This window comes from Microcoleus sp. FACHB-SPT15, assembly GCF_014849525.1.
Taxonomy (GTDB): domain Bacteria; phylum Cyanobacteriota; class Cyanobacteriia; order Cyanobacteriales; family Coleofasciculaceae; genus Symplocastrum; species Symplocastrum torsivum.
Map to the genome: position 1 here is coordinate 93032 of NZ_JACJNU010000047.1, position 20281 is coordinate 113312.

At 47.0% G+C, this 20281-nt stretch carries 14 protein-coding genes; 11 read left to right on the forward strand and 3 right to left on the reverse strand.

Annotated features, from left to right (window positions below; genetic code table 11):
- The first annotated feature begins 2 nt into the window (after positions 1–2).
- Positions 3–278 carry a hypothetical protein gene (locus tag H6F98_RS15550; protein ID WP_192219608.1) on the forward strand — a complete coding sequence of 92 codons (276 nt, stop codon included), beginning with the start codon at positions 3–5 and terminating at the stop codon, positions 276–278.
- A gap of 26 nt (positions 279–304) precedes the next feature.
- Here the strand turns inward: H6F98_RS15550 and H6F98_RS15555 are convergent, their stop codons facing one another.
- Complete coding sequence (locus H6F98_RS15555) at positions 305–778, reverse strand: hypothetical protein (RefSeq protein WP_192219609.1); 474 nt, start codon at positions 776–778, stop codon at positions 305–307.
- Positions 779–1043: 265 nt separating this feature from the next.
- On the opposite strand from H6F98_RS15555, the gene H6F98_RS15560 reads away from it, so the two are divergent.
- The 3 genes from H6F98_RS15560 (at position 1044) to H6F98_RS15570 (ending at position 8582) form a co-directional block, all read left to right on the forward strand.
- Positions 1044–4859, forward strand: a complete 3816-nt coding sequence (locus H6F98_RS15560; RefSeq protein WP_192219668.1) for an ATP-binding protein — start codon at positions 1044–1046, stop codon at positions 4857–4859.
- Entirely contained in the window at positions 4852–8265 is a 3414-nt protein-coding gene (locus H6F98_RS34460) for a PAS domain S-box protein (RefSeq protein ID WP_192219610.1), read from the forward strand. Before H6F98_RS15560 ends, H6F98_RS34460 begins: the two co-directional genes overlap by 8 nt.
- A 155-nt stretch (positions 8266–8420) precedes the next feature.
- Positions 8421–8582 (forward strand): hypothetical protein, encoded by a 162-nt coding sequence (locus H6F98_RS15570; RefSeq protein ID WP_192219676.1) that lies wholly within the window; start codon positions 8421–8423, stop codon positions 8580–8582.
- A 270-nt stretch (positions 8583–8852) separates the two neighbouring features.
- On the opposite strand, the gene H6F98_RS15575 is transcribed toward H6F98_RS15570, so the two are convergent.
- Positions 8853–10220: a TldD/PmbA family protein gene (locus H6F98_RS15575; RefSeq protein ID WP_192219669.1), complete on the reverse strand. Its 1368-nt coding sequence runs from the start codon at positions 10218–10220 to the stop codon at positions 8853–8855.
- Positions 10221–10529: 309 nt separating this feature from the next.
- Here H6F98_RS15575 and H6F98_RS15580 point away from each other — a divergent pair, with 309 nt between their 5' ends.
- The 7 genes from H6F98_RS15580 (at position 10530) to H6F98_RS15610 (ending at position 19121) form a co-directional block, all read left to right on the forward strand.
- On the forward strand, positions 10530–11747 hold the full coding sequence (locus tag H6F98_RS15580; RefSeq protein ID WP_192219611.1) for a DUF563 domain-containing protein: 1218 nt from the start codon (positions 10530–10532) through the stop codon (positions 11745–11747).
- 105 nt (positions 11748–11852) lie between these two features.
- On the forward strand, positions 11853–12524 hold the full coding sequence (locus H6F98_RS15585) for a DUF1361 domain-containing protein (RefSeq protein WP_192219612.1): 672 nt from the start codon (positions 11853–11855) through the stop codon (positions 12522–12524).
- Between the two features lie 16 nt (positions 12525–12540).
- Positions 12541–14100 carry a gluconokinase gene (gntK, locus tag H6F98_RS15590; protein ID WP_192219613.1) on the forward strand — a complete coding sequence of 520 codons (1560 nt, stop codon included), beginning with the start codon at positions 12541–12543 and terminating at the stop codon, positions 14098–14100.
- 607 nt (positions 14101–14707) lie between these two features.
- A complete protein-coding gene (gene mraY, locus H6F98_RS15595) occupies positions 14708–15823 on the forward strand; it encodes a phospho-N-acetylmuramoyl-pentapeptide-transferase (protein WP_192219614.1) in 1116 nt (371 codons plus the stop codon).
- 62 nt (positions 15824–15885) lie between these two features.
- Entirely contained in the window at positions 15886–16875 is a 990-nt protein-coding gene (locus H6F98_RS15600) for a glycosyltransferase family 2 protein (RefSeq protein ID WP_192219615.1), read from the forward strand.
- A 55-nt stretch (positions 16876–16930) separates the two neighbouring features.
- Positions 16931–17617 (forward strand): response regulator transcription factor, encoded by a 687-nt coding sequence (locus H6F98_RS15605; RefSeq protein ID WP_192219616.1) that lies wholly within the window; start codon positions 16931–16933, stop codon positions 17615–17617.
- A 496-nt stretch (positions 17618–18113) separates the two neighbouring features.
- Positions 18114–19121: a GNAT family N-acetyltransferase gene (locus H6F98_RS15610; protein ID WP_192219617.1), complete on the forward strand. Its 1008-nt coding sequence runs from the start codon at positions 18114–18116 to the stop codon at positions 19119–19121.
- Between the two features lie 19 nt (positions 19122–19140).
- On the opposite strand, the gene H6F98_RS15615 is transcribed toward H6F98_RS15610, so the two are convergent.
- On the reverse strand, positions 19141–20010 hold the full coding sequence (locus tag H6F98_RS15615; RefSeq protein WP_199348544.1) for an FAD-binding domain-containing protein: 870 nt from the start codon (positions 20008–20010) through the stop codon (positions 19141–19143).
- Between the last annotated feature and the right edge of the window lie 271 nt (positions 20011–20281).

Consider the following 20281-nt stretch of genomic DNA (forward strand, 5'->3'; position numbering starts at 1 on the left):
TTATGAAATATTTAGTTGGGTTAATAGTCTTTTCAGGTATTGGCTCATTTCTTATTTCAGATACGATTGATTTTTGGAGAGAATTAAGAAGAAGTGATAGCCGAAGCCAATTAGGGATGGACTTCCTAAGACTTGCCGTTTTGGCAGGGATGGCAAGCATTGGATATTGGGTGGCAACAGATACCTTTCATAAACCTAGTGATGGGATAGTTTTTTTAGTTATCGGAATAGTTGGAGCCTTTTCAACACACATAATTTCTTCAAGCCTCAGAAAATAGCGCGATCGCAAGTTGTTGCTCTAAACCTAAACCCAGCCAACAACTTCCTTGATTTGAGAAATTGCTATTTCCCGATCAATATGTGCCTTAGCCTTCGCGATAGCCGTATCGGGTTGCTTGTACCAGCGTTGTGAGCGAAAGCAATGTCCACTGGCTGTCAGTATTTCCCAGGTGTAGCGCTCACGGTCAATAACAAGCCAAAGCTCACAACAGCGGTAAGTTTGCTGTGGAAACTTCAGTAAACCGATTTCCGCCAAAACGCTTAGTTTCATTCGTGAGCGTTCCAAACGCTTCAGCAGTTCCAGAAAACAGAATGCCGCACGTCTAGCCGCGTCATGCGTAGGGTAGCAGTAGCGATCGCGTGGTTCAAATTTGAAGTCTGTTCCACTCAGACGAAACTGAAACTTACCAGAAGCATCCTCAACGAAGATGACACGCCAAGGCGTTTTGGGGTATTGAACACAAAATCCTTGAGGCTGAATCCTTACCGTAGCTGTCATCGTTCGTTGGCTAATAGGGCGAACATATCTTAGCTTTTAAGAAAGGCAATCCGCTTGCATAAATGGCTAACACAAACTGTCTTGAGATAGACATCTGGCTGAACTTAACCAAAAGTCATAGAAATATAATTGATACCCTATTAAGTCAGGTGGGAGATCGTGGTGAGGCACTGCGAGTGAAATATTTTCCAGAAAGGACATCAGAGTTGTGAGTGCAGAGCAAGAAGTGACGATTTCTGAAAAGCTTTTTGCTGGTGGCGGAGAAATGGGCGCACGGATGCGAGAAAGGGACTGGGCGAAAACACCGCTAGGTTCTCCAACGCAATGGCAACAGAGCTTGAAGACTGCCGTGCGGATTATGTTGACTTCCCGTCAGGCGATGTTTGTCTGGTGGGGTGAGGAACTAATTAACCTATACAATGACGCTTACAAAGCGATCGTGGGTGGCAAACATCCAGAAGCCCTCGGACAGCCAGCTTCCTACGTGTGGCGAGAGATTTGGGATCAGGTTGGACCTCGTGCAGAATCCGCCATCCTCAAGAATGAGGGCACCTACGACGAGGCGTTGCTGCTGATCATGGAGCGCAACGGCTACCCGGAGGAAACCTACTATACCTTTTCTTATAGTCCGGTTCCAAATGACGAGGGCGGTACAGGTGGCATCATCTGTGCGAACACAGACGACACACAGCGTATCATTGGTGAGCGTCAATTGGCACTGTTGCGGGAACTGGCAGCGAAAACAGCGGACGCTCGAACATTTGATGAAGCCTGTACGCTAAGTGCTGAGTGCCTGAAAACCAATCGGCATGACCTACCCTTCGCAATGATCTATCTGGGCGATCCAGAGCAGCAGCGCGTTTTTCTGACTGGAACCAGTGGTATCGATCGCACTCACGTCGCCGCGCCTGAAACTGTCGATCTTAATACCGATTCGGTTTGGTCGTTTGCAGAAGTACTCAAAACGCAGAAGACAGTCGTTATTTCCGATTTAGCAGCAACGTTTGACCGTTTGCCGACAGGAGCCTGGGATCGAGTGCCCCATCAAGCCGTTGCTGTACCGATTGCGCCTTCTGGACAGACAGGTCGAGCCGGGATATTGATCGTTGGCTTAAACCCATACAGGCTCTTCGACGACTCTTACCAGGGATTTATCGATCTAGTTGCGGCTCAGATTGCCGCCAGTATTGCCAACGCCCAAGCTTATGAAGAAGAGCGCAAACGTGCCGAAGCTTTAGCAGAACTCGATCGTGCAAAAACGGTTTTCTTCAGCAACGTCAGCCACGAATTTCGCACTCCCCTGACGCTGATGTTGGGTCCATTAGAAGATTTGTTGACCCATCAAAAAGAAGCCTTGTCAGTGGGGGGACGCGAACAACTAGAAACGGTGCATCGGAACTCCCTACGCTTGCTGAAGTTGGTCAATACCCTGCTTGATTTTTCCCGCATCGAAGCGGGACGCATTCAAGCTGTTTACGAACCCACGGATTTATCAGCCTTTACCACCGAGTTAGCCAGTGTGTTTCGCTCTGCGATCGAACGGGCAAGAATGCAGCTAATTGTCGATTGTCCTTCATTGCCAGAATCGATATATGTAGACCGGGAAATGTGGGAGAAGATTGTGTTCAATCTGCTCTCAAATGCCTTCAAATTTACGTTTGAGGGTGAAATCGCTATCTCACTACGGTGGATGGACAACCATGTTGAGTTAGCCGTTCAGGATACGGGTACGGGCATTCCGGCTGAGGAAATTCCCCATCTGTTTGAGCGGTTCCATCGGGTGCCAGGGGCACGAGGACGCACCTATGAGGGTTCGGGAATTGGTTTATCCCTCGTACAGGAATTAGTCAAACTGCATGGCGGCACGATTTCGGTCACTAGTGAAGTTGATCGCGGTACGCGCTTTGTGGTGTCGATTCCAACAGGCTCGGCTCATTTGCCTAGTCATCAGATCAACGCAACTCGCACCCTAGGATCTACCGCAACGGGTGCATCTCCCTACGTTGAGGAAGCACTGCGCTGGTTACCCGAAGGAGATGGGGAGGTAGGGAGATGGGGAGATGGGGAGATAGAGAATAATAGCATCTCCTCACCCCCTCACCCCCTTACCCTCTCACCTTCGTCTGCCCGCATTCTCCTGGCGGATGACAATGCCGATATGCGCGACTATGTCAAGCGGCTCTTAAGCCAGCACTATGAAGTAGAAACTGTGGCAGACGGAATGGCGGCACTGGAAGCCGTTCGACGACAACGACCGAATCTCGTGCTGACGGACGTGATGATGCCCAGGCTCGACGGTTTTGGATTGCTGCGGGAACTACGGGCTGATCCAACCACGAAAGAAATTCCGATTATTTTGCTGTCTGCTCGTGCCGGGGAAGAATCTCGTGTCGAAGGGCTGGAAGCCGGAGCGGACGATTATTTGATTAAGCCCTTCGCTGCCCGTGAATTATTGGCGCGGGTGGAAGCGAATTTGAAACTGACGCAAATTCGTCAGGAAGCTACCGCCGCCCTCCGAGAGGCGCAAATACAATTGGAATCGGCTTTGGTGGCAGGAGCGGTTTATACCTGGCGGTGGAACATTCCTGAAGAGCGCCTCATGGTCAATGCAGCGTTTGCTCAGTTGTTTGCCGTAGACCCGATAGAAGCCGCTAAGGGATTGCCGCTCGAAGTGTTTGTGAATGCGATTCATGAAGAAGACCGCTCACAAGTCTCAGCCGCCATCGACCGGGCGATCGCATCTGGCGAAGAGTATGTTGCTGAGTACCGTGTCCGTACTGCGACGGGTGAGGAGCGGTGGCTTTTCGCACGCGGTCAGGTCGAATATGATAGTGCTGGCAATCCCGTGGCGTTTCCAGGTGCCCTGGCAGACATTACCGATCGCAAACGTGCTGAGGTAGAACGGGAACAGCTTTTGGCACGGGCACAGGCAGCACGGGAGGCAGCCGAGGCAGCGAACCGAGTTAAAGATGAATTTTTGGCAGTGCTGTCTCATGAATTGCGATCGCCTCTCAACCCAATTCTTGGTTGGTCAAAGCTGCTCCAGACTCGTAAGCTTGACGAGGCAAAGACTGCACAGGCTCTCTCTACGATTGAACGAAACGCTAAGCTGCAAGCCGAACTGATTGAAGACCTTTTGGATGTCTCCCGGATTTTGCAAGGGAAGCTCAACCTGAATGTCCGCCCCGTTAATTTAGCAACGACGATCCAATCCGCCCTAGAAACCGTGCGTCTAGCAGCACAAGCCAAGTCAATTGAGGTAGATGTCAGCCTTGACCCCCAAGTGGGGCGGGTTTCGGGTGACACAACTCGCTTGCAGCAAGTGGTGTGGAATCTCCTCTCCAATGCCGTCAAATTTACATCAGCAGGCGATCGCGTTATGGTGCGATTAGAGCAAGTTGACACTCAGGCTCAAATTACAGTTCGTGACACGGGCAAGGGCATTCACCCGGATTTCCTATCTCATGTGTTTGACTACTTCCGTCAGGAAGATGGTAAGACCACGCGCCAATTTGGAGGGCTAGGGTTAGGACTAGCGATCGTGCGTCATTTAGTCGAACTGCATGGTGGAACCGTCTCGGCAGATAGTCCCGGCGTTGGGCTAGGCTCAACGTTTACTGTTCAATTGCCTCTGATGGCGGCATCTTTAGAGGTGCAACAGAGCAAACCACTCGCTGCAAATATTACTAATTTGAGTCAGTTACAAATTTTAGTGGTGGACGATGAAGCGGATATGCGGGAGTTAGCCCTCACCATTTTAGAGGAGTATGGGGCAGTGGTGAGGGTTGCTGCGTCGGCAACTGAGGCATTAATGGCACTCGCTCAATTCAAGCTAGACGTTTTGATTTGTGATATTGGGATGCCCGATGTGGATGGTTACATGCTGATGCGTCAAATAAGAAGCCGTTCGCCTGAACAAGGGAGGGGAATTCCGGCGGTTGCCCTCACTGCCTATGCCGGAGAGTTAAACCAGCAGCAGGCACTTGCGGCAGGATTTCAATTGCATATTTCCAAGCCAGTAGAACCAGCAGAGTTAGCCAAGGCGATCGCAACCTTAGTTGGAAGGAGTGGTGATGTCTGAACCGATGCCTGGAGATAAAACCGCAGATTGGCTTGCAGGGGGTGGTGAGATGCTTATGAACAACCTCCTAGAAAGTATCACAGATGCCTTTGTTGCTCTAGATCGCGAGTGGCGCTACACCTACATCAACAAACAAGCAGAGACACTGTTGCGAAAACAGCGATCGCAACTACTGGGTAAGACGATCTGGAATGAATTTCCCGAAGTGATAGGCTCACCCTTGGAGACAGGCTTACGCCAAGCTAGCGAACAACAGCAAACCATTGAGCTAGAAGCGTTTTACCCTCCTTTCGAGGCTTGGTTTGAAGTCCGATTCTACCCTTTTGAAGAGGGTTTATCTATTTACTTCCGCGATATTACTGCTCGCAAGCAAACGGAGAAAACCATTTGGGCCCTCAATCAAGACTTACAAAACCGAGTCAACGAACTACAAACGTTATTTGATGTTGTCCCTATTGGAATTCTCATCACCAACGATCTAGAGTTCAGAAACATTAAAGCAAATCCTGCCTTTGCTCAAATTTTGGGTATCTCACCCGAAGCAAACGCCTCTAGCACACTAGTTAATAGCAGTTTCCGCCCTTCGTACAAAGTCTTGCGTAATGGTAAGGAAATAACACCGGATGAAATACCTCTGCGATATGCGGCTATTCAGGGTGTCACCTTGGAAGGAGTGGAGGTTGACATTGTGCGGGGTGATGGCGCGGTGTTTAATCTATATGGTTATGCTGCACCCTTATTGGATGAACAGGGTAATAGTACAGGGGCTGTTGGTGCCTTTTTGGACATTAGCGATCACAAACGAGCTGAGGAAGCCCTGCGTCTGAGTCAGGAGCGTTATCGCTCATTAGCAGAATCTCTACCGCAACTTTTATGTATGGCTGGTGCGGATGGGATGACCCATTACTGCAATCAAAGCTGGATAAACTACACGGGGTTAACCCTAGAGCAAACGCAGGGTACAGGTTGGCAACAAGCCATCCATCCTGACGATCTGCCCTTAGCCATTGAGCGATGGACACAGACGCGAAAAACGAGCAATGACTACTCCCTCGAATTGCGGGTAAGACGAGTCGATGGAGTCTACCGCTGGCACTTGAGCAGAATTGTCCCCATCAAAGCAGAAGAAGACAGGATTGTTGGTTGGTTGGGAACTGCAGCAGATATTGATGACCGAAAACGCACCGAGCAACAAGAGCGTTTTCTCGCTAAAGCTTCGCAAACCTTTGCGGCGGCAAGTTTGGATTTACAGACTGTTTTGGATACCATCACGCAGCTTGTCAGTGAATTTACAGGTGATGTGTGCGTGCTGAGCCTGCTTTCGGAAGATAGACAATGGCTTGATCCGGTTTCCTGTTACCATGTTGACCCACAGGTACTCCAGTTCGTCAGGGAACTGCTGAAAAATTATCCTCGCCGTGCCGATGAGGGGATTAGTGGGCGAGTGATACAGACAGGAGAGCCACTTCTGATGCCAGTGACATCCGAGGAGGAGTTGCGTGCCGCCATTAAACCAGAGTACCAGGTTTACTTAGAGCGCTTCCGGGTATACAGTACCTTGCTTGTACCGCTGAAGGTGCGAGGACGAACAATTGGAGTATTGAGCCTGACTCGCAATCATCCCGGAGAACCCCACAACACCGATGACCAGAGTTTGTTTCAAGACTTAGCAGATCGGGCGGCGATGGCGATCGCAAATGCGCGACTCTATCAACAGGCTCAACAGGCGCGTCAGCAGGCGGAGCAAACGGCTGATCGTACCGCTCGTCTCCAGGCGGTAACGGCCGCTCTATCCGAGTCTCTCACTCCTACTCAAGTTGCTGAAGTGATTGTGGAACAGAGCCTCGCTGTGCTGAATGCTGCCTCCGCAATGGTCGTGATTGTCAGTGAAAGTGGCACTGAACTTGAAATCGTACACCACGTTGGCTATCAGCAGGATATAACCCAAGAGTGGCGCCGCTTTCCAATTAGTGCACCAGTACCCTTGGCAGAAGCTGTACGAACTGGAGAACCGATTTGGGAAGAATCGACCCAAGAGCGAATCGCTCGATATCCTCACTTAGCCCAGAACTATGCAGAGTTGAACTATGCGGCTTGGATTTCGTTACCGCTAATGGTTGAGCGTCGAGCAGTTGGAGGAATATCTCTCAATTTTGTTGAATTCTCACCCTTGAGTGAGGATGAGCGTGCGTTCATGCTCGCACTCGCTCAGCAGTGCGCTCAGGCGATCGCTCGTTCTCAACTCTATGAAGCAGAACAACGAGCTAGAGCAGATGCCGAAGCTGCCAACCGTATCAAGGATGAGTTTTTAGCAGTACTATCTCATGAATTGCGATCGCCTCTCAATCCCATCCTCGGTTGGACGAGACTGCTACGAACTCGTAAATTTGACGAGCAGGCGACTAACCGAGCATTAGAAACCATCGAACGCAATGCTACCTTGCAGACGAAGTTGATTGAAGACTTATTAGATGTCTCTCGTATCCTACGCGGCAAAATGGTCTTGAATGTAAGTCCAGTCAACCTAGCAACGACGATTGAAGCTGCGTTGGAAACGGTATGGTTAGCTGCCGAAGCAAAAGGCATTGAGATTAAAACAAGTCTTGCCCCAAATGTAGGACTCGTGTCAGCAGACTCGGCTCGTCTTCAACAAGTGGTTTGGAACTTGCTTTCCAATGCCGTCAAATTCACACCATCAGGCGGACGGGTGGAAGTCCATGTCGAACAAGATGCAAGCTGTACTCAAATCAGTGTCAGCGATACAGGCAAAGGCATTAATCCAGAATTTTTACCCTACGTGTTTGAGCGCTTCCGCCAGGAGGACGGCAGGACAACGCGAAATTTTGGTGGACTCGGATTGGGATTAGCGATTGTGCGTCATTTAGTCGAACTGCATGGTGGCACAGTTCAAGCCAAAAGTCGAGGCGAGGGACAGGGGGCGACTTTCAGAGTGAAATTACCCTTAACAAGGATTGGAAAAGAACCAGATTTTGAAAGGGAGTCACAGGTTACAGCCTTTAATCTGAACCAGTTGCGAATTTTAGTGGTAGACGATGAAGCCGATATGCGAGAGTTACTCCTTGCGATTCTCTCAAAGTGTGGGGTAGAGGTGAGTGTGGCTGCCTCAGCAGCAGAAGCCTTAACCCTTCTAGACCAATTCAAGCCCGATGTGTTGATTAGCGATATTGGTATGCCAGGGGTTGATGGCTACATGCTAATGCAGCAGGTGAGACAGTTAGCGCCACAACAAGGGGGGCTTGTTCGGGCGATCGCGCTGACGGCTTATGCAGGAGAGTTGAACCAACAGCAGGCTCTTGATGCAGGATTTCAAAGGCATGTTACCAAGCCAGTCGAACCCGATGAGCTAGTGAAAACAATTGCAGCCTTGGTAGGAAGGAGTCTCTAGAGCAGCAGCCCAGTATTCAGAGTTCGGCTATTACTCTAAATTGTTCGCTAATTTCTGTATCAAAATACACGCTTTGTCTATGCATTCCAATTCTGCCCATGTTATGTTTGAGGAGTGGATAAAATACCTTAATGAAGCGGAAAGGAATGTTTAAAGTGAACAAAAATCAAAATAGCAAGGTGCAAAAAGCTGCTTCTGCTCACCGCGATAGCCTGCAAAAAAGCTTAGAGCATCGTCTAGAAGTCGCTAGAGCCAACGGAGATGAGGACTTGATTCGTCAGCTAGAACAAGAAGCAAGCTACCTCCGCCTGAACTAAATTTTTCAGAAGCAGAATCCTGACACCTTAGATGCTATGCTGTGTAGCCCATAATGTCATGAAACGCTAACAATTTTGTAGGATGTCATAAAAATTTAACAGGGATGTCAGTCGAAGCTTGTGACATCCCTGTTTTTGTTATGACTCAATTATGTCTAACAAGTTATAACAGTCACCTTGGCGAGTATTGACTCTTACCAAATGCTGAAACCAAGACCAGTCAATCAATTCCCTTCTGCCCTCTGCCTTTTGCCATAAGTTGCGATCGCACTAACGTCCACCGACAACGACACCGTTAATCCGCACATGAGGCCCACCCACACTTACTGCTAGGGGTGACTGTCCGCCCTTACCGCACCCGCCACTAACATAGACAGAATCATTCCCGATCGCTTCAATGTCTTTGAGGGTTTGGAAAACATTACCACTGAGCGTAACATCACTCACAGGTTCAGCAATCTGACCGTTGCGAATCATATAACCTTCCGCTGCCGCAAAGGTGAACATCTCGCCATTCGTCTGTCCGCCTAACATCCGTACTGCGTAGACACCCTCTTCAATATCGCCAATCATCTCCTCAAACGAGCAGTCTCCTGCTTCAATCCCCGTGTTTGTCATCCGCACAATCGGCGGATACGTTGCACTAATTGCCCTAGCATTGCCAGTGGGTTCCTCGTGCATCTTCCCTGCCGTTTCACGAGAATGTAGACGTTGCTGCAAAATGCCGTCTTTGATTAGATACTTCCGTTGAGCAGGTACGCCCTCATCGTCATACTTAAGAGAGCCAGGTAAACCAGCGAGAGTTGCATCATCAACAACGTTTAACTGCTCGATCGCTAAGGGCTTACCCAAAGTCAGTAAGTCTTGCATCCTGGGATTTTCGTAGACAAAATCTGCTTCCGAAAGATGCCCAAATGCTTCGTGAATGAAGACTCCTGCCAGATAGGGGTCTAAAACTACCGTATATTGTCCCCCTTTAACGGGTTTGGCTTCTAGCTGACCAACAGCCCGTTTCGCCGCACCAATCACTTGGTCTTCAATACCAACGAGAGCATTGTAATCAGAGCGAGAATGGATAGACTCAAAGCCTTGGCGAACAACACCCGCATCTGTGCGGGCAATTACCCCAAATCGTCCCGATACATCCAGTCGTTCTTGGGCAATGCAGGTGCCAGTGGAGTTAACAAAATAGGTAATACCAAAGCGATCGCGTAAACCCACCATTGTTGTCTGAATTCGAGGGTCAAAATCCAGCAACAGTTGGTTATATTCTTCCATTAACCGTCGCTTGTCTGCTAGTGAAACGCCACGAGGGTCACGACCCAGTTCCACAGCGACATAATCTTGAATAGGCTCTAAGGGAGCGAGTAACGTCTGCTCTTTACCGACCAAGTGGGCTTGAGAGATGGCTTCCGAAATTCGGTCTTGTAATTCTGCCAACCCATTAAACGTCACAAAACTCCAGCCGCCTTTATGACAAGCGCGGATACCACCAGCCAGGTTGAAACTACGGTCTACTGCATCTAGCTGATGCCCACGAAAGGAAATTGCCGTTGACTCACTCTGCTCAACCCGAATTTCTAGGTAATCAATCGCATCACGAGAAGAAGCGATCGCAGCTTGTAACTGTTCCTGCATTGAGATATCCACGCTCTTAACTCTTCCTGGTTCTTTTTGTTAGACAGATTTAGATAATGATGCGAACTTTGAAATTAATAATCCCTGTTTTCAGTATTGTAGCGAGTTAATCAGCCTTGTCAGCAGGGGCAGTAACGATGCGATCGGGCTACCAACACAGGCTGTAAATACGCTATTGAACTGACATCGAGCTTTTGCTTAGAGCTAATCCGAGAGAATTTACTACGTCGAAAGTATTTATAACCTTCGTTTAAGCAAACTATTATAGAAAAATCTTTTTGAATTTATCTACTATATTTAGCTGCTCTGATGAACTTTCTTAAACTTTTATATCGGTTAATCCCAGACATTCCCCGCGATGAAATCAACTATATAAGATTTGAAATTTTAAGAAAACTAGGCTATATCAGCCCATTAAGAAAAGCTGGGATTCTTACTTGTAGAAGTAATATACAAATTGGGATTGATAATGTAGAAGAAATTCTCAAGAGGCATGACATAAATCTAAAATTTTACAATCTAGTAGAAGAGAATAAATCGACAACTAAGTCTGTCGCTCATCTCGCTAGTCAAGAAATAAAAGAAATAAAACAACTTAGTGCTAGAAATGAAATTACTATCCTAGATATAAATAATTCTCGCTTCTCTTTCCGCAACAATCATTTATTAGATGAGGACATGAATGTTATTTATGAACGCTATGTCGATTTCCAGAAATTGCCAATATATAGAGAGATACTTCCAAGGAAAATCAAGAAGATTCAAGGGACAGTCGCTTATCTATCTAATACCGAAATTTCCAACTACGGTCACTGGATGTGTCTAACCCTACCACTATTAAGAATATACGATAATTTTTTTCGTTTAAGCCAAATTGACTTTTTTTATGTCGGCTCATCTCCTTTAACTAGCTGGCATCAAGAAAGCTTGGAAAAAGCAGGTATAGCCATGAGCAAAATAATTCAGGAACCTTGTACCGCCGACAGGATACTTGCAGTAATTAATAATCGAATAGCGACAATTAATCAAATTGAGTATATTGAATACGCTCCTATCATCCAAGAAGACTATCTCTTTGTAAGAAATCTATTTTATGAAAAATATGATACAGAAATCAAGAAGAAAAAACGTATCTATGTAAAAAGAGGAAAAGTAATCAGAAGGAAAGTCATCAATGAATCATCTGTCCTTGCTGTACTTGATAAATATGGGTTTGAACCAGTAGATATGAATGACAAAACGCTGCCAGAAGAAATAAGTATCTTTTATCAAGCAGAAGCAATAGTTGCCCCTCATGGTTCTGCACTGGTTAACTTATTATTTATACAACCAGGAGTAAAAGTTCTTGAATTGATTCCTCATGGATATGTAAACAGTTTCTTCTATGCAATGGCAAGCTACGGGGAAGCTGAGTACTTTTGTCTGCAAGGGGAAAATACAATGCAAGATAATGTTGCCCCACAGTTTCTTGATATATATATTGATATTCAAAAACTAGAGGAAATTTGTCAAAAAGCATTTGGATGAAGCTTAAATTGTATAGAAGTCACCATACAGACGTGGTAGCTATACTAGTAGTTCAACTCCACTAATCAAACACACAATTGTAGATTCAAAGCCTAAAAAATGCCTATGAGAGCGCTAATTACTGAAGCCTGGAAGGCTTGGAGCATTCACAGTGGTTGGATTGTTTGGAATCTGTTTCTTGCCTTCATCCCTTTAGCTTTGAGTTTTTGGCTATTCCGTAGACGTTCTCAATCACGCTCTATCCTGTGGTGGGTTGCGTTTTTGGTCTTCATTGCCTTTTTGCCCAATGCGCCTTACCTGCTAACCGACATTATTCACCTGATTGAAGCGATTCGTGATTACTACTCAGTGTGGATCATTACGTTGGTGCTGATTCCCCCACACCTGATCGCGATCGCGGCTGGGTTTGAAGCCTATGTCCTGTCGTTAATTAACTTAAGTTACTACTTGCAGAGGCAAGGTGCTGCTAAATTTGTCATTTGGGCTGAGTTGATGACTCACGCCCTATGCGCGATCGGTGTCTACTTAGGGCGGTTCAAACGGTTCAACACTTGGGACTTTATAACTCAACCGAATGATTTAGCAAGAAGTGTAATGGACGATTTAACGGCTAAACGTCCAGTGCTGGTGATGGCAGTAACGTTTGTGGTGCTTACTGTCTTGTACTGGTTGATGAAGCAGGTAACATTGGGGCTTGTACTCTTAATCCGTTATAGACGCGGTAGCATTACCTCCGGAGACACTAATCAAGATACAGACACTTCCAGAGTTCTTTAAACTATGCCTCGTTTCGATGAACACTCTGCGTTATGTGATTGGGATCGATATTGGCACCACCAGTACAAAAGCTGTTCTGTTTACAGACAAAGGCAAGACGGTTTGTAGCCATGCCCTTGGATACCCGTTGTATGCACCAACAACTGCTACTGCCGAACAAGACATTGAAGAAATCTTTTCAGCGGTAGTCACTACGATTAGGGAAGTTGTTGCTAAAAGTGGGATTAATTCGGCTAGCTTGATGGCTTTGTCCTTTAGCGCTGCCATGCATAGCTTAATTGCTGTTGATGCCGGGGGACAGCCGTTAACAAGAAGCATTACGTGGGCGGATAATCGCAGTGCCAAGTGGGCAGAAAAAATTAAGCGAGAACAGTATGGACATGAGATTTACCTGAGGACAGGTACTCCAATCCATCCCATGTCCCCATTTGTAAAGCTCGTTTGGCTACGCAACGAACAACCTGAACTCTTTGAACGAACAGCGAAGTTCATTTCGATCAAGGAGTACGTTTTTTATCAATTTTTCCAGACCTATGTCGTCGATTACTCGATCGCGTCCGCAACAGGCTTGCTGAACCTTGAAAGACTTACCTGGGATCAAGAAGCACTGGAGCTTGCTGGCATTACAGAAGCCCAGCTATCGGAATTGGTGCCTACAACCCACGTACTACAGCCAATTCAGGCAGAACTGGCTCATTCTATGGGTATTAGGGCAGATACGCCAACGGTAATTGGGGCAAGTGATGGTGTGCTGTCGAATCTGGGTGTGGGTGCGATCGCACCTGGTATTGTTGCGGTTACTGTTGGTACGAGTGGTGCGGTTCGTGCGGTTGTTGATCGCCCAGTTACAGACCCCCAAGCACGTCTCTTTTGCTATGCCTTTACTGAAAACAAATGGGTAGTCGGTGGGGCAGTGAATAACGGTGGGATCGCCTTGCGGTGGGTGCGGGATCAACTTACGGATACGGAAGTAAGAGCAGCCCAACGGCTGGGGAAAGACCCCTACGACCTAATAACCATGCTTGCCGAAACCGTTCCCCCTGGTTCAGAGGGACTGATTTTTCACCCCTACTTAATGGGAGAGCGATCGCCACTTTGGGATGCCAACGCTAGAGGCTCGTTTTTTGGTCTGAGTTTGAACCATACGAAAGCACATCTGGTTAGAGCTGTACTAGAAGGCATTGTGTTCAATTTATCCCTTGTTTTACAAGCACTGCAAGATTTCACGGGTAAAGCCAAAAGAATCCAAGCCACTGGTGGCTTTGCCCGCTCGAATCTTTGGCGACAAATGATGGCAGATGTATTCGAGCAAGAAGTCACTGTCCCAGAACAGTATGAGAGTTCCTGTCTGGGTGCGGCTGTGCTAGGGCTTTATGCCCTTCAAGAAATCTCATCACTCGATATCGTTTCCGAAATGATTGGCGCAACCTATCGGCATCACCCCATCGCCGCTAATGCCCAAACTTATAGAAAGATTCTCCCCATCTACACTCGTGTCCTGCAAAATCTTCAAGTAGAGTACGAAAGTATTGCCAGACTCCAAGCCGAACTAACCCAGGAGCAATCCAGACAGTAGCCTGCCAGCCTGTAGTAGACCTTCACCGTGAAAGTTTCCTACCAATTCCCAATTCCCGAAAACCCAGAACCTTGTACCCCATCCTTGAGGAGAACGCCATATACTACTTACCTTTTTTGAACAGAAAATTTTTGTAAACCATCAGGAGTAAGTGGATTATCGCTGAAAGAAGTAAACATGACGGCTTACTCGCAGCAACTTGATTCATTGTTTGTTGCAGGAAGACATTACTCAGCGGAGTAGATTTGATCCACCGAGCAACATGGTGCAGTTGCCTGAGCTTTTATAACAGATGAGCGATGAAGATTGATTGGGTTTTACAGCGATTTATACTCTCCTAAAGCAGCACAGCCATCGTGCCTGTAGAACCGGGTAAGGTCATAGCTGAATTACTACTAGCGGTAGTTTCCCGCTATTACATTGCTCTGCTGTTATGTCTGTGGTTACTTATTTAAGAAAAATCCCTGAGTAAATTTGCTTGATCAAGTGAATGAAAGTGCCTCATTGATGCTACGATTCCCCTGAGTACCGTAGGTCAAACGGGAATTGTCGAGGCGCTGTGCATCGCGTTTGTGTGAGGAATGTTCGACAAAGGAATGGAGAGTCTGTGGTAGACGCAAAAATATCTTCTGGGCGGTCGTTCAGCTTGACCGGACCCAGACTTCTGACGTTACTAACAGTCGGTTTGAGCCTAGGAGCATTAATACTTGATTGGACAGCAGGACGAATGCTCTTTTTAGGTAGCTCAATAACCTTGCCGTTGTTAGTTTGTTCTCTAATTACTGCTGCATTAGGATACTGGGCAGTCCCGCTTTTACAAGCCCTCAAACTGGGGCAAATTATCCGCGAGGATGGGCCACAAACCCATTTACAAAAGGCTGGCACTCCAACAATGGGTGGAGTGTTTTTTGTACCAGTGGCGGTGGCTGTTGCTCTAGTATGGTCAGGGCTTTTCATGCGGGGGCAAGACTTTATCCCTGTCCTGGCGGTGTCTGTGGTAACCCTGGCTTATGCCGGAATCGGCTGGTTGGATGATTGGCAAATTGTCCGACATCGGTCGAATAAAGGGATGTCGCCCCGAATGAAACTAGCGCTACAAGTAAGCGTTGGCTCTCTATTTTGCTTATGGTTAGCGTGGAGTCAGCCAGTAAGTATTACAACTATTAACCTGCCTTTAAACTTAGTCTTACCCTTGGGATTACTGTTTTGGCCTCTAGCTGTATTCGTGCTGGTGGCAGAAAGTAATGCCACAAATCTCACGGATGGTGTAGATGGACTAGCGGCTGGGACTTGTGCGATCGCATTATTGGGACTCGCCGCCCTCGTTGCCCCAACCTCAGCAGGTTTAATGGTTTTCTGTGCCTGTTTGAGTGGCAGTTGCTTGGGTTTTGTTGTCCATAACCGCAACCCAGCAACCGTGTTTATGGGTGATACGGGTTCCCTTGCCTTGGGAGGCGCACTCGCAGCAGTCGGGCTTTTAAGTCAGAATCTCTGGGGCTTATTTATTGTCAGTGTAATTTTCTGTTTTGAATCAGTCTCAGTAATTGCCCAAGTTAGCTACTACAAAGCGACAAAAGGCCCTAATGGAATCGGTAAGCGTTTGTTTAAAATGTCACCGTTTCATAACCATCTTGAACTGACGGGTTGGTCAGAAACGCGGATTGTTGGTGCGTTTTACCTAACTAATGCGATTCTGGCTTTGTTGTGTTTGACAGTTCATTAGTAGAGTTGGCTGATAGCTAGCGGCTAATAGGACAATGAGCAATGAACTACTAGCCGTTAGCAATGAACCAGAAAGTCTTGCCCAAGACGAGCGTGATTGTCCCGGTCTACAATGGCGAAGCTGACGTACCTGATTTAATTCAGTGTTTAAAGGCGCAGACTTACCCAGTTGACCAGGTAGAGTATTTGTTGGTGGATAATGCTAGTTGCGATCGCACAAGCCTTCTCCTCCAAACGGCTGTCCAAGAGGCAGCAGCTCTTGGGATAATATTTCAATACCTTTGGGAAACAGAAAATCAAAGCTCTTACGCCGCTCGTAACGCTGGAATCCGAGCGGCAAGTGGTGAAATTCTTGCCTTTACAGACGCTGATTGTCGTCCCCAACCGAACTGGTTAGACGCTCTCATTGCGCCCTTTACTGATTCAAACATCGGTGTCGTGGCTGGAGAAATTGTTGCTCTACCAGGTAAAACTTTGCTAGAACAACACGCTGAGCGTCATCAGGTTTTATCTCAACAACATACCTTAAATCACCCCTTTTGCCCCTACGGTCAAACGGCTAACCTAGCAATTCGGCGGCAGGTATTTGAACAGGTTGGGTTGTTCCGTCCCTACCTAACCTCAGGTGGTGATGCTGATATATGTTGGCGCATCCAACAGCAGAGTGATTGGACATTAAACTTTGCCCCAACTGCTGTTGTTCAGCATCGGCACCGTTCTACTCTTCAGGAATACCAAAAACAATGGCATCGGTATGGTCGCTCTAACCGCTACTTACACGAACTGCACGGTGTCGAGTTGATGCGTGACCTGACGAACAAAGAATATTTCTATCGTCTCAGTCGTTGGTTAGTGAAGGAAGTACCGATAAATACGATAAAAGCGATCGCTCGTAAAAGCCCTCCTATTGATATCATCAGTACACCCATCGGTCTTTTTGGAGCTTGGGCACGAACCACTGGACAACGACAAGCCAAGCTACCAGAAAAAGCAAAAGAGATTGAGTGGCTGCAAAATGTGCAAGGCATCGGTTTTAATCAGCCCACCCAGTAACAGAAGCTGACGATTTTCGTTACAGTTGGAATAAATAACAATAAAGTAAAGATAGATGTCAGCCCAAGTATTATTGGTAGACGACGAACCAGGAGTACGGTTATCCGTCAAAGAATATTTACAGGAAATTGGTGATTTCAAGGTACGGGTTGCCAGTAGTGCCGATGAAGCTTGGCAACTGTTGCAGCAACAAACACCTGACCTTGTAATCTCTGATGTCATGATGCCCCAAGTAGATGGGTATCAGTTCCTGAAGAAGCTGCGAGAAGACCCTCGTTTCAAGTCGCTGCCAGTAGTATTTCTGACGGCTAGAGGGATGACATCTGACCGTATTCTGGGTTATCAATCAGGTGTTGATGCTTACCTCGCCAAGCCGTTTGACCCAGATGAACTCGTCGCCATTGTTGAGAATTTATTAGAGCGTCGTTCCCCCAACTCCGGAGATGCCAGTAGTACAGAGCTTGAGAAAATTGCCCAGCAGATTGCTGAAATCCGGGGGTTGATTACCAAAGGGAATGGTATTGTCCAAACGCCTGCACCGATTCGTATTGACTTTACACCACGAGAGCAAAGTGTCTTAGATTTGGTGGCAGAAGGGCTGATGAATAAAGAAATTGCCCGACGTCTAGAGACTAGTGTCCGCAACGTCGAAAAGTATGTCAGTCGCTTGTTTAGTAAAACAGGAACCAATAGCCGCACAGAATTGGTACGCTATGCTCTTGAACATGGTTTGACCAAGTAGCAATTGTCTTATAGCGGTTCTAGGATATAATCTAATCAAGTAATATTGCATACTCTCAACGGGCAGACTTTGCTGACTTAGATAAATTAGCAAAGTTAAATGTGCAAACCTTACCACTGATGGTCGTTTGAAATTAACCCTGAAGTGAAATTTTTATGTTTTACCCAAGGCGAGAGACTTCGCCTGAATCCAACGGTATTTTCTTCTTAGAACCCCAGTTACACCGACTTCAGGTGTGGCAAATCGGTATGTACAAGCTCTATTAGCGTGAGTAAAAAGAGAGCTTGTAACTGATACAAGACTGAATTAAAAAATAGCCCTCTTTGGGTTGATTTGGTTTACAAGATTTTTGTCAAACTCAAACTCAAAGTCAAAGTTTCCATTGGGCTTGTACAGGATTGAGCCAACTTTTCATCCTGTATTCAGTCTTCTTTTGCTGTTTTGCAATACCTAACCTGAATGTCAACAGTCCTCAAAAACGGACTGCCAATTTTGTATGACTACTTTAACAATACGCCCCTCAATTCGTGGCGCTAAACACCGAGCATTCGCATTTACTGAGCCTGGTGCAACCACAACCAAACTCTTTGCAGATATTGCTGATTTAGTGAAGCTCAATGAGCCAACGGGTCAGTTAGATGAAGACACCTCTGTTTATGATCTGCAAAGGTTCTTTGAGGCACCCAATGTAGATAAAGCACATGATTTGCGGTTGTGGACAGATTCCAATGGTAAACTTCTCGGTTTCGGACAACTATTGATACCTGAGCTGAGTCATGAGATTGAGGGTTATCTGTACTTTGACGTTCACCCAACTCAATGCCGCAATGCCATAGAAGCCGAAATTCTTCAGTGGAGCGAACAGCGAATGCGGGAAATCGCAAAACAGGCGGATTTGCCTGTCAAACTACGCACTCGTCTCCGGAACGACAAAATTTTGCGTCAGATGCTTCTAAAAAAACAAGGTTTCACAACTGAACGCCGCTTTCTAACAATGGGTTGTACACTCGCTCAGCCATTGCCCTCATTTAAACTTCCAGATGGCTTCACGTTGCGATCGCTTCGAGGAGAACGAGATATTAGAGCTTGGGTAGAACTATTCAATGAATCATTCATCGATCATTGGAATCACCAGGATGTAACGGCTGCGTCAGTAAGGCATTGGCTCAAGAACCCACACTATAAACCTGAACTCAATTTAGTTGCTGTAGCACCAAACAACACATTTGCTGCATTTTGCGTTGGCTACATCAACCAAGAAGAAAATGTTCGTAGTCGGCGCAATGAGGGCTGGATTAAGCTCCTCGGTACACGACGCGGCTTCCGTAAACTGGGACTCGGACGAGCAATGTTACTGGCTGGGATGAGACAGCTAAAGGCAATTGGTGTAGAGCGAGTGAAGCTCGGTGTTGATGCCCAAAGCCTGACCCATGCAACACGACTTTATGAGTCTTTAGGCTTCCAGCCAATCCACACTTGGTTATCCTACGTCAAGGAGATTTAGGTCGAATGGCACTGATGACTTAAGGCTTCTGCTTTTTTGGGCGCTGAAAGCTCTTGCTTCCACCGCTACGGTCAAATGGCTCAGCTTTAGGAAACAGCCGTTGCTCGATTTGTTCATAGCTGCCCTCGAAGTCGCACTTGCCATAGAGTGGACAGGCTTTGCAGTATATCCCATTACTATATTTTTCAAGGTTCTCACGATTGAAGAAATAGGGTTTGTGGCTGAAGGTACTAGCGACCCACTGCCACGAGAGGATATTGCTAGCAGGGTCACCATCCAGTAAATGTTCTAAAAACCAACGCGCACCCGTCTCCCAACTAACGTGCCGCCAGTGTACTAGGTAAGCTGCCATCCACATTCGTCCGTGGTTGTGCAGATAGCCAGTTTCCCGCAAATCATGGCTAAAGCGATCGATGCAAACCATTCCTGTTGTTCCCGTTTCAACATCCGTTGGGAGTTCGGATGTATAGTTCTTCGCTGTGTAGCCTGTCTTATAGTCTTCTTGGTCTTTCCAGATGTCATCACCTTTTTGGGCATACAATCGTTGCCAGTAATCTCGCCAGCCAAGTTCGTTAATTAATTTTCCCGCATCGTTTAGGTTTTGTACTTTACTCAGGACAGCATCACGCACTTCTGCCAGACTCAGAACCCCATAACGTAGATAAGGAGAGAGTCGTGTTACTTGACCACTGAGAAAGTTCCGGGATTTTGCATACTGCACTGGGTCTACTTGGTTAAGTACTGCCTCTGCTGCTTTACGCCCTCCCTGTATCTCACTAACATGGTCGTCGCGGTCTACAGCATTTGGGAACTGCTCACGGACGTAAGCAATTAGCTCATCGCGGCTAGCAAAATCCTGCCGCATATTGTGATTATTTGTTTCGCTCATCTTGCTTGTCTAAGCTATTGCACCTTGTAGCACTTCTCGTTTGAGTGAACTATAGACTTAACCCCCAACCCCTTCCCTTGTAGGATACTGCTGGTGAATCAGGGGTAATACCCCTCACTTCAACGAGAAATTAAGGCTTTCGGCTGGCGATCGCATTATTTAGCTTGCCTAGTAGACCCTGTAAATTCCTTGGGGTGAGGGGTAAAACCCACCATTCGCCAGCAGTATCCTACAAGGGAAGGGGAGTAAGCCTCTCTCAAGAGTAGGAGAG

Excerpts from the sequence above, each read along its gene's own strand:
- H6F98_RS15555 (WP_192219609.1), bottom strand. The coding sequence starts at position 778 with ATGACAGCTACGGTAAGGATTCAGCCTCAAGGATTTTGTGTTCAATAC.
- H6F98_RS15585 (WP_192219612.1), top strand. The coding sequence starts at position 11,853 with ATGAGAGCGCTAATTACTGAAGCCTGGAAGGCTTGGAGCATTCACAGT.
- H6F98_RS15575 (WP_192219669.1), bottom strand. The coding sequence starts at position 10,220 with ATGCAGGAACAGTTACAAGCTGCGATCGCTTCTTCTCGTGATGCGATT.
- H6F98_RS15610 (WP_192219617.1), top strand. The coding sequence starts at position 18,114 with ATGACTACTTTAACAATACGCCCCTCAATTCGTGGCGCTAAACACCGA.
- H6F98_RS15615 (WP_199348544.1), bottom strand. The coding sequence starts at position 20,010 with ATGAGCGAAACAAATAATCACAATATGCGGCAGGATTTTGCTAGCCGC.
- H6F98_RS15580 (WP_192219611.1), top strand. The coding sequence starts at position 10,530 with ATGAACTTTCTTAAACTTTTATATCGGTTAATCCCAGACATTCCCCGC.
- gntK (WP_192219613.1), top strand. The coding sequence starts at position 12,541 with ATGAACACTCTGCGTTATGTGATTGGGATCGATATTGGCACCACCAGT.
- H6F98_RS15550 (WP_192219608.1), top strand. The coding sequence starts at position 3 with ATGAAATATTTAGTTGGGTTAATAGTCTTTTCAGGTATTGGCTCATTT.
- H6F98_RS15560 (WP_192219668.1), top strand. The coding sequence starts at position 1,044 with ATGGGCGCACGGATGCGAGAAAGGGACTGGGCGAAAACACCGCTAGGT.
- H6F98_RS34460 (WP_192219610.1), top strand. The coding sequence starts at position 4,852 with ATGTCTGAACCGATGCCTGGAGATAAAACCGCAGATTGGCTTGCAGGG.
- H6F98_RS15600 (WP_192219615.1), top strand. The coding sequence starts at position 15,886 with ATGAACCAGAAAGTCTTGCCCAAGACGAGCGTGATTGTCCCGGTCTAC.
- H6F98_RS15605 (WP_192219616.1), top strand. The coding sequence starts at position 16,931 with ATGTCAGCCCAAGTATTATTGGTAGACGACGAACCAGGAGTACGGTTA.